This window comes from Propionivibrio sp. (assembly GCF_029255185.1).
Classification (GTDB): Bacteria; Pseudomonadota; Gammaproteobacteria; order Burkholderiales; family Rhodocyclaceae; genus Propionivibrio.
The window spans coordinates 1-14,888 of the sequence record NZ_JAPUVO010000095.1; the positions used below are offsets into that span (position 1 = coordinate 1).

12 protein-coding genes are annotated in these 14,888 nt (G+C 58.5%); 11 read left to right on the forward strand and 1 reads right to left on the reverse strand.

Annotated features, from left to right (window positions below):
• On the reverse strand, nucleotides 1-2,410 hold a 2,410-nt coding region (locus tag Q1J43_RS07395; RefSeq protein WP_301101802.1), incomplete at its 3' end, for a retention module-containing protein.
• A gap of 335 nt (nucleotides 2,411-2,745) precedes the next feature.
• Here Q1J43_RS07395 and glyA point away from each other — a divergent pair.
• The 11 genes from glyA (at nucleotide 2,746) to Q1J43_RS07450 (ending at nucleotide 14,856) form a co-directional block, all read left to right on the forward strand.
• Nucleotides 2,746-4,008, forward strand: coding sequence for a serine hydroxymethyltransferase (gene glyA / locus Q1J43_RS07400; RefSeq protein ID WP_301101849.1), 1,263 nt, complete (start codon nucleotides 2,746-2,748; stop codon nucleotides 4,006-4,008).
• Nucleotides 4,009-4,115: 107 nt separating this feature from the next.
• Nucleotides 4,116-4,586, forward strand: a complete 471-nt coding sequence (gene nrdR / locus Q1J43_RS07405) for a transcriptional regulator NrdR (RefSeq protein ID WP_301101803.1) — start codon at nucleotides 4,116-4,118, stop codon at nucleotides 4,584-4,586.
• An 8-nt stretch (nucleotides 4,587-4,594) separates the two neighbouring features.
• Nucleotides 4,595-5,674: a bifunctional diaminohydroxyphosphoribosylaminopyrimidine deaminase/5-amino-6-(5-phosphoribosylamino)uracil reductase RibD gene (gene ribD, locus Q1J43_RS07410; RefSeq protein WP_301101804.1), complete on the forward strand. Its 1,080-nt coding sequence runs from the start codon at nucleotides 4,595-4,597 to the stop codon at nucleotides 5,672-5,674.
• Between the two features lie 171 nt (nucleotides 5,675-5,845).
• Nucleotides 5,846-6,433, forward strand: a complete 588-nt coding sequence (locus Q1J43_RS07415) for a NapC/NirT family cytochrome c (RefSeq protein ID WP_301101805.1) — start codon at nucleotides 5,846-5,848, stop codon at nucleotides 6,431-6,433.
• 89 nt (nucleotides 6,434-6,522) lie between these two features.
• Nucleotides 6,523-7,374 carry an ethylbenzene dehydrogenase-related protein gene (locus Q1J43_RS07420; RefSeq protein WP_301101806.1) on the forward strand — a complete coding sequence of 284 codons (852 nt, stop codon included), beginning with the start codon at nucleotides 6,523-6,525 and terminating at the stop codon, nucleotides 7,372-7,374.
• A 281-nt stretch (nucleotides 7,375-7,655) separates the two neighbouring features.
• Nucleotides 7,656-9,857: a type I secretion system permease/ATPase gene (locus tag Q1J43_RS07425; protein ID WP_366141859.1), complete on the forward strand. Its 2,202-nt coding sequence runs from the start codon at nucleotides 7,656-7,658 to the stop codon at nucleotides 9,855-9,857.
• Nucleotides 9,854-11,272, forward strand: coding sequence for an HlyD family type I secretion periplasmic adaptor subunit (locus Q1J43_RS07430; RefSeq protein ID WP_301101807.1), 1,419 nt, complete (start codon nucleotides 9,854-9,856; stop codon nucleotides 11,270-11,272). The genes Q1J43_RS07425 and Q1J43_RS07430 overlap by 4 nt, the downstream gene beginning before the upstream one ends.
• Nucleotides 11,272-11,886 (forward strand): response regulator transcription factor, encoded by a 615-nt coding sequence (locus Q1J43_RS07435; protein ID WP_301101808.1) that lies wholly within the window; start codon nucleotides 11,272-11,274, stop codon nucleotides 11,884-11,886. Before Q1J43_RS07430 ends, Q1J43_RS07435 begins: the two co-directional genes overlap by 1 nt.
• Before the next feature lie 43 nt (nucleotides 11,887-11,929).
• A complete protein-coding gene (lgt, locus tag Q1J43_RS07440; RefSeq protein WP_301101809.1) occupies nucleotides 11,930-12,742 on the forward strand; it encodes a prolipoprotein diacylglyceryl transferase in 813 nt (270 codons plus the stop codon).
• Nucleotides 12,743-12,780: 38 nt separating this feature from the next.
• A complete protein-coding gene (gene mce / locus Q1J43_RS07445) occupies nucleotides 12,781-13,209 on the forward strand; it encodes a methylmalonyl-CoA epimerase (RefSeq protein WP_301101810.1) in 429 nt (142 codons plus the stop codon).
• A gap of 36 nt (nucleotides 13,210-13,245) precedes the next feature.
• Nucleotides 13,246-14,856: a hypothetical protein gene (locus Q1J43_RS07450; protein ID WP_301101811.1), complete on the forward strand. Its 1,611-nt coding sequence runs from the start codon at nucleotides 13,246-13,248 to the stop codon at nucleotides 14,854-14,856.
• Nucleotides 14,857-14,888: the final 32 nt, after the last annotated feature.

The following is a 14,888-nucleotide window of genomic DNA, read 5'->3' on the forward strand; positions in this document are numbered from 1 at the left end:
TCGGGACACTGTCGTTGATGCGGGTGATGTCAGAAACGTCGCTGGCGCTTGCCGTATGTATCCCGTCCGAAACCTGGACGGTGATGGCCGGTAGTTGCGTCAGGTTGAGTGCATCGTTATCGACGGCAGCAACACCGGCAGCGGTCAGGCGAACTTCGCTGCCGATGATCTGGAAGTAGCCGTCAGGGTCATTGAGTAGCGTATAGCTGAGCGTGTCGCCAGCATCAGCGTCGGCGCCGCTGAAGGTCGCTACCACGGTGGCGGTACTGACTGCACCTTCGGTGACGTCGTTGGCGCTGACAAACAAGGTCGGGACACTGTCGTTGATGCGGGTGATGTCAGAAACGTCGCTGGCGCTTGCCGTATGTATCCCATCCGAAACCTGGATGGTGATGGCCGGCAATTGCGTCAGGTTGAGCGCATCGTTATCGACGGCAGCAACGCCAGCAGCAGTCAGGCGAACTTCAGTGCCGACGATCTGGAAATAACCGTCAGGGTCATTAAGCAGCGTATAGCTGAGCGTGTCGCCAGCATCGGCGTCAGCGCCGCTGAAGGTCGCCACCACGGTGGCAGTACTGACTGTGCCTTCGGTAATGTCCTGCGCCAAAACACTGAGCGTCGGGACACTGTCGTTGATTCGGGTGATATCGGCAACGTCGCTGGCGCTGGCCGTATGTATCCCATCCGAAACCTGAACGGTAATGCCCGGCAATTGCGTCAGGTTGAGCGCATCGTTATCGACGGCAGCAACGCCAGCAGCAGTCAGGCGAACTTCAGTGCCGACGATCTGGAAATAACCGTCAGGGTCATTAAGCAGCGTGTAGCTGAGCGTGTCACCAGCATCGGCGTCAGCGCCGCTGAAGGTCGCCACCACAGTGGCGGTGCTGACTGCGCCTTCGGTGACGTCCTGCGCCAAAACACTGAGCGTCGGGACACTGTCGTTGATTCGGGTGATATCGGCAACGTCGCTGGCGCTGGCCGCATGTATCCCATCCGAAACCTGGATGGTGATGGCCGGCAATTGCGTCAGGTTGAGCGCATCGTTATCGACGGCAGCAACACCGGCGGCGGTCAGGCGGACTTCATTGCCGACGATCTGGAAGTAGCCGTCGGGGTCATTGAGCAGCGTGTAGCTGAGCGTGTCACCAGCATCGGCGTCAGCGCCGCTGAAGGTCGCCACCACAGTGGTGGTGCTGACTGAGCCTTCGGTAACGTCCTGCGCCAAAACACTGAGCGTCGGGACACTGTCGTTGATTCGGGTGATATCGGCAACGTCGCTGGCGCTGGCCGTATGTATCCCATCCGAAACCTGAACGGTAATGGCCGGCAGTTGCGTCAGATTGAGCGCATCGTTATCGACGGCAGCAACTCCCGCAGCGGTCAGACGGACTTCGCTACCGACGATCTGGAAGTAACCATCGGGGTCATTGAGCAACGTGTAGCTGAGCGTGTCGCCAGCATCGGCGTCGGCGCCGCTGAAGGTCGCCACCACGGTGGCAGTACTGACTGCGCCTTCGGTAATGTCCTGCGCCAAAACACTGAGCGTCGGGACACTGTCGTTGATGCGGGTAATGTCGGCAATGTCGCTGGCGCTGGCCGTATGTATCCCATCCGAAACCTGAACGGTAATGCCCGGCAATTGCGTCAGGTTGAGCGCATCGTTATCGACGGCAGCAACTCCCGCAGTGGTCAGGCGAACTTCGCTGCCGACGATCTGGAAGTAACCGTCGGGGTCATTGAGCAGCGTGTAGCTGAGCGTGTCACCAGCATCGGCGTCGGCGCCGCTGAAGGTCGCCACCACGGTGGCGGTACTGACTGCACCTTCGGTGACGGCGTGCCCCGTTAGCGTAATGGTCGGGGCGTTTTCTGTTGCACCCGTATCCGCACCCACACTCGTACTCCCCCCCGCTGCGTTGGCCGCAATATCGTTTCCGACACCCTGGTTTTCATCAACAGCCGCGCGCCGCGCCGCGTCAAAGTCAAAGTTCTGCGGATCAATGGTTTCTGCAATACGCAACAGCCGCACGAAGGAGGCGCCCCCGTCTGAACTTCCGGCATTGTCTCCAGCAGCCGGATCTTCGAGCAGGTCGTCCAGACTCGAACCCTGGGCAATTGCCTTGATCACCGTGCTGACATCGGCGCCGACGGCCAGCACGGCTGAATCGGTCATATCCGGCTGAACCGAAGCCGCCACTTCGGCATCAACGGTCAGCGTTTCATTGGCTCGCATAATCAAGGTGCGTCCATCGCCTGTGGCCAAATCAACTCGACTATCGGCCGCTGCTACCAGAACGTCGGCCTCGAAGATCAGGTCGCCGACATGAAGGACGCGCAATGCGCCATCCTTGCCTTTGGCGAAGGCCTGACCCTGAATGGCGGAGATACGGGCGACTGGTGTGGGGTTTGCCATGATGTAACCTCGATACGAAGTAATGGGTGACACAACAGTAGCCAATTGCACAACGGCTGCCTACTGTACTGAAGTACGATGGGCGGCCGCCCGTGCTAGCCTTGTCCGACGTGATCAGGAAGGTGGGCCATTGACGTAAATTTGGGTCGAGTACGGCGCTCAGGTCTGGATGCACACGTGCATCCAACCAAAAATCGGATCGATCATGGCTGGGGGAATCGGGCAAGTTTAACTCCACATCAGTTTGAGGCGCATCCCATTGCTCGCGTTGTCCGTTACCGGCCTTGACCCGCGTGGTACAATCAGCCTCTTTTCAAAGGCTTGTGAGGCAAATGATGTTTTCCGCGAAAGACACCCTGGCGAAAGTTGATCCTGAACTCTGGCAGTCGATTGAAAACGAAAATCGCCGTCAAGAAGAGCACATTGAGTTGATCGCCTCGGAGAACTACGTCAGCAGGGCGGTCATGCAAGCCCAGGGTTCACAGTTGACCAACAAGTACGCTGAAGGCTATCCAGGCAAACGCTACTACGGCGGTTGCGAGTACGTTGACGTGGCCGAGCAAATTGCCATTACCCGGCTGAAGAAGCTGTTTGGTGCTAATGAATACAATTACGCGGCCAACGTGCAGCCCAATTCAGGCTCACAGGCCAACCAGGCAGTGTTGCTGGCGTTCGCCAAGCCGGGTGATACGATCATGGGCATGAGCCTGGCTGAAGGCGGCCACCTGACGCACGGCATGGCACTCAACATGTCCGGCAAGTGGTTTAACATTGTCGCCTACGGCCTTGATGAGAAGGAAGAAATCGACTACGACAGGATGGAGGCGCTAGCCCGTGAGCACAAGCCGAAGATCCTGATTGCCGGCGCCTCGGCCTATTCACTGCGCATCGACTTCGAGCGTTTCGCCAAGGTGGCCAAGGAAATTGGCGCGATTTTCTGGGTCGACATGGCACACTATGCCGGACTGATTGCCGCCGGTTGCTATCCCAATCCTCTGCCGCATGCCGATGTGGTGACCTCAACTACGCACAAGACCTTGCGTGGTCCGCGCGGTGGCGTGATTCTGATGAAGGCCGAACACGAAAAAGCCATTAACTCGGCGATCTTCCCCGGTCTGCAGGGCGGTCCGCTAATGCATGTGATTGCCGCCAAAGCGGTGGCCTTCAAAGAGGCGCTGTCACCCGAGTTCCGCGCCTATCAGGAACAGGTGATGGCCAACGCCCGCGTGCTGTCGCGCGTGCTGGCCGAAGAACGCGGTCTGCGCATCGTTTCCGGGCGTACCGAATCGCACGTCTTTCTCGTCGATCTGCGTGCCAAGAACATTACTGGCAAGGAGGCCGAGGCGGTGCTTGGCAAAACTCACATCACGGTTAACAAAAATTCGATTCCGAACGACCCGCAGAAACCGATGGTTACATCCGGCATCCGTATCGGTTCGCCGGCCATGACCACGCGCGGCTTCACCGAAATCGAGGCCGAAGAGGTCGCGCACCTGATCGCCGACGTGCTCGATGCACCGAACGATGAGACCATCCTGGCGCGCGTGCGTGGCGATGTTTCCGCGCTGTGCAAGAAGTTCCCGGTCTACGGCAACTGATTTTCGGCGATGAGCCCGCAAGCTTCACCGCAAAGGCGCAAAGGCGCAAAGATTGCAAAGGAAGCGCGGGTTGCTTTGCGCCTTTGCGGTAACACAGGGTCGTCCGCATGAAGTGCCCCTTCTGCGGCGCGGCTGACACCACCGTTGCCGATACGCGGATCAACGATGACGGCGACATAGTTCGTCGTCGGCGTCGCTGCCTCACCTGCGACAAGCGATTTTCAACTTACGAGCGCGCGGAAATCCGCCTGCCGCAGGTGGTCAAGAAAAATGGCTCGCGCGTTGATTTCGAGCGCGAAAAGCTGGCGGCCAGTCTATGGCTATCGCTGCGCAAACGGCCGGTGACTGTCGAGTCGGTTGATGCCGCCATTGCCCGCATTGAAGAAAAGCTGCTAACTCTTGGTGAGCGCGAAATTCCTTCGGAAAAGGTCGGCGAGATGGTCATGCGCGAGTTGAAGAAGCTCGACAAGGTGGCCTACGTTCGTTTTGCTTCCGTCTATCGCAACTTTGAAGATGTCGACGAGTTTTCCGAGCTGGTCCGTGAAGTGACCCGTCCCGCCCAGCGGCGCAGCCGTTAATACCCACAATGTTTAGCGCCGCCGATCACGAGTTCATGGCGCGTGCGCTGCATCTTGCCGAACTCGGACTGTATTCAACCACGCCAAACCCGCGTGTTGCTTGCCTCATTGTCAATGCCGGCGCAGTAGTCGGCGAGGGTTGGCATCGCCAGGCCGGGGAGCCGCACGCTGAAATCCATGCCCTGCGCGCGGCCGGCAGTCAAGCCCGCGGCGCCACGGCCTACGTCACCCTCGAACCATGCAGTCATCATGGCCGCACGCCACCTTGCGCCGAAGCGTTAATTGCCGCTGGCGTGACGCGGGTCGTTGCGGCCATGCAGGATCCCAATCCGCAGGTCGCCGGTCGAGGATTGGCCTTGCTGGCGGCAGCGGGCATTACCATCGAATGCGGTTTGCAGGAAACTGCGGCGCGCGAACTAAACATCGGTTTCGTCTCGCGCATGACACGCGGCCGACCCTGGCTACGCATGAAACTGGCGGCCAGCCTGGACGGAAAAACAGCGTTGACCAGCGGCGTCAGTCAGTGGATCACCGGGACGCCGGCCAGACAAGATGGACATCGTTGGCGAGCGCGGGCCTGCGCAATTCTGAGCGGTATCGGCACGGTGCGTGCTGATGATCCGCAACTCAATGTGCGGGATGTCGACATTTCGCGCCAGCCCTTGAAGGTCGTGGTCGATAGCCGCCTCGAACTGCCCTTGCAGGCCAGGGTACTGAACGGCGGTGGTTTGCTGCTGGCCTGCGCGAGCGAAAGCAGCGAAAAATCCGCAGCCCTGCGCGAGCGGGGTGCCGAGATCTTGTGCTTGCCGGCCGCTGACGGCAAGGTCGACCTGCCTGCGCTGATGACGGAACTCGCACGACGCGGCATCAATGAATTGCACGTCGAAGGCGGCTTCAGACTCAATGGCGCGCTGCTGGCGGCTGGACTAGTCGATGAACTGGTGCTTTACCTAGCGCCCTGTCTGATCGGAGATGCAGCCCGTGGCATGTTTGACCTGCCGGTGCTTGAAGATCTGAAGGGCAAGCACAAACTGGTCATTCACGACGTGCGCATGGTCGGTGCTGATCTGCGCGTAGTAGCGCGTTGACTGGCCGGAAACTGCAATGAACAACAACGAGCACAACGAACGAAGAATTATTCAGGATTGTTAATCCAGATCAAACAGTTGATCCGGGTAGCGCACTAAACTCCGCGTGGACAGTCGTTTTAGGCTAACGGCAAGCAAACTAAAACCAAACAGGGGACACGGGGAGTCAGTATGTACGGAAAGATTTCACAACTGTGGGCAACGCTTAAACGCCCGAGCGTCAAATACTCGCTCCTTGGCCTGCTCTGCGCCGGTTTCATTGCTGGCGTCCTCTTCTGGGGTGGTTTCAACACCGCCATGGAAGCAACCAATACCCTCGAATTCTGCATTGGTTGCCATGAGATGAAAGACAACGTCTATCAGGAATACAAGACCACCATCCACTACAGCAACCGCACCGGCGTGCGCGCCTTCTGCTCCGACTGCCACGTCCCCAAGGACTGGACACACAAGATGATGCGCAAGATCAAGGCCAGCGCCGAAGTCTATGGCAAGATCACTGGGTCAATCTCAACCCCTGAAAAGTTCGAAGCCAAACGGCTGGAACTGGCGAGCAACGAGTGGGCGCGCATGAAGGCCAGCGATTCGCGCGAATGCCGCAACTGCCACAGCTTTGAGGCCATGGATATCGAAAAGCAGAAGGCTCGCGCCTCCAAAATGCACAAGATCGGCCTCGACGACAAGAAAACCTGCATCGACTGCCACAAGGGCATCGCACACCATAAACCAAAGAACATGCCGGAAGAAGCGGACGACTAAGCTTAGCCAATCCAATTACCTGCGCAGCAGGCGTCGTATCCCGGCCCTCAGTCGCCTAAACCGCATCAACTTTTCGAGTGGAGTCAGTCATGAAAAAATCGATCCTTGCCTTCACCGTCAGCGGCGTTCTCCTGACCGCCAGCGCTCAGGCCGCACCCGATTGGAGCAAAGTGCCCAAGCGTGATATCCAGGTCTTTCATGCCGGCATAACGACGATCGAATGGACTATGAAGAAGTCCGATCACAGCGGTCGCACCGGCATGGTCAAAGGCGAAAGCTGTGTCGGCTGCCACGAAGAAAAAGGCGGCCTCAACTTCAACATGAAGCGCATGGCCAGCAAGGAACTGGAGCCGGTCGCCGTGCCCCAGACGATGAACTTTCCGGTTAGCGTGCAAGCCGCCTACGACAAAGACAACGCCTATCTCCGTCTGAGCTTCAAGCCACCAGTCGGCAGCGCCAACAAGGATGACAAGGAAAACGATGTCAAGGCGACGGTCCTTTTTGCCAACGACAAGGTTGCCGTTTCCGCAGGCGACAAGTCGGTTGCCGGGCCGCTGGTGGGTTGCTGGGCAAGCTGCCATAACGATGCGCGCACCATGCCCGGCGCCGACGAGCACAAGACCAAGTACACCAAGGACGGCGCTTACGAATTGATGCAATGGAAGAGTGCCAAGGGCGCCAAGGCCGTGGACGGTTCAGTCAGCGACAAGCGCAGCATGGACGGCGGTACAGCTGGTGTCAGAGCCGAGGGCGACAACAAAGGCGGCATCTACACCGTAACCTTCACGCGCAAGCTCAACGGCGCGCTGGGCGAAGGCAAGACTGTCCCCTTCGGCGTCGCGGTACATGCCGATCATGCCACCGGCCGTTTCCATCACGTTTCAATGGGCTACACCCTCGGCTTCGGTGCCGACGGCGATATCAAGGTCACCAAGCAGTAAGCTCCAGGAGTAGAAAAGGGATTGAACGGGGCTTCGGCCCCGTTTTTTATCTTCCATAGCGGGGTGAGCACAGCGGTAATTTCCACTACTTTAAGCCTAAATATCAGCTATTCTCCGTTTCATAACAAATGCTTGCAAAGGCAACGCGGGGCGGCGCGTCGTCCCGTCGAACGTGACTGAAAGAGATGCGCCCCGTAGGAAATACTCTTGTGGGCGCAGAGCCCGGGACCTTGCATCGGAAAATGGTGTTAAATGATCCATCCTGACCGGAGGCTGTTTCCTTGACCTCGAACGATTCGAACCAGATTCCAACAGTCGCCCCAGAACCAGCCGGGTTCACTGCCGACTTGCGCGAGGACTTGCTGCATCACGACCCCCTATTGGCCTGCCTGGTTGAGCTGACCCGCTTGCATGGCCGGCCAAGTACCCGCGCCGCCCTGTCGGCCGGCCTGCCGCTTGCAGGCGGCTGTTTGACACCTTCCCTGTTCGCCCGCGCGGCAAGCCGTGCCGGGCTGTCAAGCAAGATCGTGCGGCGCCCCCTGGACGCTATCGACAGCATTTTATTGCCGGTCATTTTGTTGCTCAAGGGAGATCAGGCCTGTGTGCTACTGGGCTGGAACGAAACCGCTGGCACTGCGCAACTCCTCTTCCCGGAAACCGGACAGGGTGCAGTAACGCTGTCCCGTGACGAATTGACTGAACGTTATATGGGTATTGCACTGTTTGCCCGGCCGCGTTTTTCTTTCGACGCGCGTACGCCGCAAGTGACGAAGGTCGTTCAGCGCCACTGGTTCTGGGGCGCTTTGCTCGAGCAATGGCCGGTTTATCGCGACGTGGCCGGTGCGGCCTTGCTGATCAACATCTTTGCGCTGGTCATGCCGCTCTTTTCGATGAACGTGTACGATCGCGTCGTTCCCAATAACGCGACCGATACGCTCTGGATGCTGGCCTTGGGCGTACTGCTGGTGCTCGGCATGGACTTTATGATGCGCCTGCTACGCGGCCATTTTGTTGACCTGGCCAGTGCGCGTATCGACGTCAAACTTTCAGCGCTGATCATGGAGCGTGTTCTGGGCATGCGTCTGGAAACGCGTCCGGCGTCGGTCGGTTCCTTCGCCTCGAATCTTCGCTCGTTTGAATCCGTTCGCGACTTCATTGCGTCGGCCACCGTAACAGCGTTGATCGACTTACCGTTTTCGATCATTTTCCTGCTGGTGATCCTCTGGATTTCGTGGCCTCTGGTCCTCATTCCAATCGTCGGACTGGCCATCGGCCTAATCTACGCCTATGTCGTTCAGCACAAGATGCATGAATTGGCCGAGACCACCTATCGTGCTTCGGCCCTGCGCAATGCCTCGCTGATCGAGAGCCTGACCGCCCTGGAAACCATCAAGACACAGGGGGCTGAAGGCGTTATTCAGAACAAGTGGGAGAGCACGACGGCTTTTCTCGCGCGCACCAGTGCTCAGTTGCGCCTGCTGTCGGCAACAGCAACCAACGGCGCAGCGTCTGCGACTCAGGTGGTTAATGTGATGCTGATTGTTGCCGGCGTTTATCTGATCCAGGATCGCCAGTTGACCATGGGTGGACTGATTGCCATCACCATGCTTGGCGGTCGCGCCATTGCGCCCTTGGGGCAAGCGGTCGGACTGCTCATGCAGTTCCAGAATGCTCGGATGTCGCTCGAAACGCTCGATAAGCTGATGGCACAGCCGGTTGAACGCCCTGATGCCTCAGCGTTTATTCATCGGCCAGAGCTTGAAGGCGAGATCGAGTTTCGTAATGTGTCGTTCAATTATCCCGGTCAGGGCGAGGCAGCATTGCAAAACGTTTCGCTGCGCGTTATGCCGGGAGAACACGTGGTCATCCTGGGACGCACCGGTTCGGGGAAAACGACCCTGCAAAAGCTGATGCTCGGACTGTATCAACCGACCGACGGCGTCGTACGCATTGACGGCATTGATCTGCGCCAGCTTGACCCGGCCGACTTGCGGCGCAACGTTGGTTTTGTCGGCCAGGATGCCACCCTGTTCTATGGCACCTTGCGTGAGAATATTTCCATCGGCGCTACGTATGCCGATGATTCAGCGATTGTGCTGGCGGCCGAAGTGGCGGGCTTGACCCAGTTCGTCAATCGGCATCCGAAAGGATTCGATATGCTGATCGGCGAGCGCGGCGAGTCGCTGTCGGGTGGCCAGCGCCAGGAAGTTGCGATAGCCCGTGCCGTGTTGATGGATCCTCCGGTTCTTCTATTCGATGAGCCGACCAGCGCCATGGATTTTTCTACCGAGCACGGCTTCAAGGAGCGTTTGAAACGCTTTGCCGAACACAAAACCCTGATCGTTGTTACGCACCGTACCAGCCTCATCGACTTGGCCACCCGGATCATCGTTGTCGATGACGGACGGATCGTTGCCGACGGGCCGCGAGAGAAAGTGGTTGAGGCCCTGCAATCGGGTCGCATCGGGAGGGCTGCGCAATGAACTTGCGCTTGATTGCAGCAGGGAAGCGGGTTATCGACGGGCTGGAAGCCCTGCGTTTGCGGATTCAGCCGGGCATTGATGCCTGGCTGGCACGGATGGCGGTTGCCGAGAATGAACGCGAACAACAAGGCTTTACCGCAGATACCGATTACGCCATCTTGCAACAGGAACCGCTACGCGCCAGGATATTGCTCAAGACAATTGCGGTGGCTTTCGTTATCGCTCTGATGTGGTCAGCCGTCAGCCGGATTGACGAAGTAACGCGTGGCGAGGGCAAGGTCATCCCATCGCGCCAGTTGCAGGTGCTGCAAAGCCTGGATGGCGGAATCGTTTCCGAGATCCTGGTACACGAGGGTGAAATCGTCCAGCCAGAGCAGATTTTGCTGCGTATTGACCAGACCCGCTTTGTTTCTTCGGTGCGAGAAAGTCAGGTGCAGTACACGGCACTACTCGCCAAGGCCGCCCGCCTGCGGGCGCTGACTGAAGGTGTCGCATTCGTCATTCCACCTGCGGTTGAGAAGGAAGACCCGAAGACGGTTGATGAAGAACGCCGCCTCTACGAATCCCGCCGCACCGAGCTGGCGACGACAACGTCAATTGCCCGGCAGCAGTTGACGCAGCGCCAGCAAGAACTGGTTGAAGTCCGCGCCAAATACGAGCAGGCCGCCAGAGCCTACGATCTGTCAGCCAGGGAGCTCGCGGTGACCAAACCCTTGATTACTTCCGGTGCGGTCTCGGAGGTCGAACTGCTGCGTCTGGAGCGCGATGTCGGACGTTTCCGCGGCGAGCGTGACATGGCGGCGGCGCAGAGTTCGCGTATTCAGGCATCGATCAACGAAGCTAGCCACAAGCTTGAGGAAGTCGGCCTGGCCTTTCGCAATGAGTCGGGCAAGGAACTGGCCGATACCATGGCCAAGCTCAATAGCCTGGCTGAGAGCAGCGTCGGCCTGTCGGACAAGGTCAATCGTTCAGTACTGCGCTCGCCGGTCAAGGGGACGGTCAAGCGTTTGCTGATCAATACCGTCGGCGGGGTGGTGCAACCGGGCAAGGACGTTGTTGAAGTCGTGCCGCTGGAAGATAACCTTCTGCTCGAAGCACGCGTACAACCGCGCGACATCGCCTTTCTGCGTCCCGGCCAGAAGGCGGTGGTCAAATTCACGGCCTACGATTTTTCAATCTACGGCGGACTGGAGGGCAGACTCGAACATATCGGCGCCGACTCGGTCGTCGATGAGAAAGGCAACGCTTTTTACACCGTGCGGGTACGCACCAACCAATCCACGCTCGGCAATAACTTGCCGGTGATCCCGGGAATGGTCGCCGAAGTGGATATCATCACCGGTGAAAAGAGCGTCCTGTCGTATCTGCTTAAACCGGTGCTGCGTGCCAAGGCACGCGCATTTTCCGAGCGTTGATGGTGCAACAGATTTTTCTGTCCATTGATGCGCGTCCACGCGATAGCTGGCGTGAAGCCTTTCCAAAGTTGATCGCTGGCCGACTGGGCGCGCTTCCAGCCGGTGATGCTCTGGTCTGGGCCCTGTTGCCAGCGGGGCAAGTTGTAGAAACCCTGGTGACCAATTTGCGCAAAAGTCTCGTCGGGCGTTCGCTGGTGCTGCTCGCCGATGAACCCTCTGAAAATGACGCCATGGCGGCGCTGGCCGCCGGCGCCGCCGGCTATTGCAACGGCCATGCAGCGCCACAGGTGTTGCGACAGGTCGCCATGGTGGTCGAGAACGGCGGAATATGGGTCGGCCAAGGCCTCATGCAGCGCTTGCTGGCCGCAACGTCCCGTTTGCTTCCGGCACCGGAGCTTGAGGATTCCTCCTGGCGCCGCACCCTGACGGCACGTGAGCAGGAAGCGGCATCCCTGCTGGCCAAGGGTGCCAGCAACAAGGAAATCGCCCGTCAGCTTGATATCACTGAACGTACCGTCAAATCCCACGTCAGTGCCATGCTCGACAAGCTTGGTGTCCGCGATCGTCTTCAGCTCTCGCTAATCATCAACGGCATCGGGAAACAACTGCCGTGAATCCCCGCCAACCCGGCCCGGACGAATTTTTACAAAGATCGCCATGCTGATTCATCCGCAATTTGACCCCATCGCTATTTCACTTGGCCCGCTGGCCGTCCGCTGGTATGGCCTGATGTATCTGGCGGCCTTTCTCCAGTTCTGGTGGCTCGGCAAGCAGCGTATAGAAACTCAGCCACAACTTGCGCGAAGCGGCTGGACCATCACGCAACTCGACGATCTGCTGTTCTACGGGGTGCTCGGCGTCATTCTCGGTGGTCGATTGGGGCAGGTGCTGTTCTACGAACCCGGCTACTATTTTTCACATCCCCTTGAAATTCTCGCGGTATGGAAGGGGGGCATGGCCTTTCACGGGGGCTTTCTCGGCGTGCTGGTCAGCATGGGTTTGTACGCCCGCAAGACCCGGCGCACCTGGCTGGACATTACCGACTTCATCGCGCCGCTGGTGCCACTGGGCCTGGCCGCCGGCCGCATCGGCAACTTCATCAACGGCGAATTGTGGGGACGCGTCTGCGACCCGGCCTTGCCCTGGGCGATGGTCTTTCCCCAGGTTGACAACTTGCCGCGTCATCCGTCGCAGTTATATCAGGCAGGTCTGGAGGGCGTGCTGCTGTTTGTTATTCTGTGGCTTTTCTCGCGTGGCGCTCGACCACGTGGCGCCGTCTCCGGCGCCTTCCTTGTCGGCTATGGCTGCCTGCGCTTTGTAGCCGAGTTTTTTCGCACCCCGGACGATGGCATCTTTGGCCTATCGGAGGTCATCAGCATGGGGCAGTGGCTGTCACTGCCAATGATCCTACTCGGTGTCGCCATGCTCGTCTGGTCATTCTTCGCTCAGCAACGGCGTTTTATTGGATAAAATCATCAATTGGCTCATCGCCATTAAAGGGAAATACAATGAACTTGTCACACATTGAACATATCGGCATCGCCGTCAAAAGTCTGGACGAAGCCATCCCGTTCTGGGAAAAGCAGCTTGGCCTGAAGTGCTATGCCATTGAAGAAGTCAAAGAGCAAAAGGTGAGGACGGCTTTTTTCAAAATCGGACAATCCAAAATTGAGTTGCTCGAGTCGACCGATCCGGATGGCCCGATCGGAAAATTCATCGAGAAAAAAGGCGAAGGCATTCAGCATTTGGCCATCGCGGTTGAAGGTCTTCAAGCCAACCTGACCGAACTGGAAGGGAAAGGCGTGCAATTGATCGACAAATCTCCACGCCAGGGCGCAGACGGCTTGGATATTGCCTTCCTGCACCCGAAATCAACGCACGGCGTGTTACTTGAATTGTGTGAAGATCCAAAAATCAATCCCGAACCGAACCGTTAAATGGATGGCGGCTTCAACTCTTGAGTGGAATCGTCGATGACCTGGTTTGCATTGCCGGAAACACAATCTGATAGCACGGCGGCATTCCTCGACTCCGGCAGCGCGGCACGTTGGCTTGCCGAGCAACCGCAAGCCAACGTGTCAGCGATGCTGGCCGGTTTGGTCACGCAGATTCAGGCTTTTAACGTATATAACGTGGCGCCGCGCGAGCGCCTCAAAACTCTTGAAGTACTGCGCAAGGCTCTCTTTGCCGTCAGCGGTGAAAGTCAGCGCCGCTACGAACACAAGGCCCTGCCGCTCCTGCCCGCTGAGTACGCGACCTTCGACAGCGTGCGTCAACTGTGGCGTGCAACTACGGTGGCCTACCTGCATTGCCTGCACGCCTGCCTTGATCGTGACCCATCGATCACAGCGCACAGCGCCAAGGTGACGCACCGCGTACTGTCCTGTCTGCGCATGGAGCAACTGAACTGCTACGTCGCAGGAACAGAGCTCGATGGCGATTTCTGGCACATCCTGCATTCGGTGTTTGCCGCCGCCGAAAAACTGGGCGTCACGCGACAGCCAATTGAAGACCACCTGCTCAAAGAAACCTTCGAATCAACGGTTAGCGGCCAATATTGCATGGTGCTGATGCTACATCTGGCGCGCCCTGCTGGCCTTTCGCGCGGACAGTTCGCCGCCGTCACCCGCTGGCTCGCGCGCTGGCGCGAACAAGCGAAGATACTCAACGCGCCAGAGGCGAACCCGAAGTCCTGCTGCCTGGCTCTCGATCTGTCGTCCGATCAGCCCATCCTGGACCCGCTCCGGGTCGCCAGCGTCGGGCGCTGGCTTTGGCTCGACGGGGTGCTGCGCAAGATGCGCGAACGGCTCGAACTGTTGACCCGTGGCGCATCCCCGGAAAGTCTCAAACTCGGCAGCGTACTTTCGAGCGAGGAGTGCGTGGCGCTACTCAATGCACTTTCCGCACATCTGATGCATCCACAACGGGCCACTACGCAGATGCCCGGGCAACCTTTGTCGATCGTCATTGCCATAGGGCTGGAGAACAGTTATCGAATGCTCGGCGGGAGCCGGCTGAAGGATGAAGTGGCGGCCCCCACGTCGTCGTTTGCCAGTCAGCTCGTTGTCGAGCAGATTGCCGTATTCGGCCATGTCGTTCACGAAACGGACGCCAGCAGTGAGAGCGCTGCCGAGATCTGGCGGGTCGTGGCTCAGGATGCGGGCGAACTGCAACTGATCCGCCCGACCGAAAACGTCGATACTCGACTGACATTAGAAAGCCTGCTCGCCATTCGCCTGCCAGCGCATGCAGATTACCTCCTGGCGACGGTAAGCAGTCTGTATATGCGTCGTGACGGCCACCTGTGCATCACGGCTAGCCTGCTTTTCGGGAAACCGGCGCCGCTCCTTGCCGAGGTGCGCGAGAAACCCGCCGGGAAACTAAGCCGTCATCCGGCACTGTTGTTGACGGTGGAAAATGACGCGAGTCCGCCACAGTTGTTCATACCGGCGGGTGTGCCTGGCCGCTCACTGTCCATCCGCTTTTACGATGCCCGGGGGCAACTCTTGTCAGCACTGAGTCTGTTGGAGTGCCTCGCTTACGGCGACGACAGTGAACACTGGACTATTGCCGTCAACCGCTAGCCAGTTTGACGTTTTCTGCTCGCCCGATACGC

Coding starts and splice junctions, on each gene's coding strand:
- glyA (WP_301101849.1), top strand. CDS start 2,746: ATGTTTTCCGCGAAAGACACCCTGGCGAAAGTTGATCCTGAACTCTGG.
- nrdR (WP_301101803.1), top strand. CDS start 4,116: ATGAAGTGCCCCTTCTGCGGCGCGGCTGACACCACCGTTGCCGATACG.
- ribD (WP_301101804.1), top strand. CDS start 4,595: ATGTTTAGCGCCGCCGATCACGAGTTCATGGCGCGTGCGCTGCATCTT.
- Q1J43_RS07415 (WP_301101805.1), top strand. CDS start 5,846: ATGTACGGAAAGATTTCACAACTGTGGGCAACGCTTAAACGCCCGAGC.
- Q1J43_RS07420 (WP_301101806.1), top strand. CDS start 6,523: ATGAAAAAATCGATCCTTGCCTTCACCGTCAGCGGCGTTCTCCTGACC.
- Q1J43_RS07430 (WP_301101807.1), top strand. CDS start 9,854: ATGAACTTGCGCTTGATTGCAGCAGGGAAGCGGGTTATCGACGGGCTG.
- Q1J43_RS07435 (WP_301101808.1), top strand. CDS start 11,272: ATGGTGCAACAGATTTTTCTGTCCATTGATGCGCGTCCACGCGATAGC.
- lgt (WP_301101809.1), top strand. CDS start 11,930: ATGCTGATTCATCCGCAATTTGACCCCATCGCTATTTCACTTGGCCCG.
- mce (WP_301101810.1), top strand. CDS start 12,781: ATGAACTTGTCACACATTGAACATATCGGCATCGCCGTCAAAAGTCTG.
- Q1J43_RS07450 (WP_301101811.1), top strand. CDS start 13,246: ATGACCTGGTTTGCATTGCCGGAAACACAATCTGATAGCACGGCGGCA.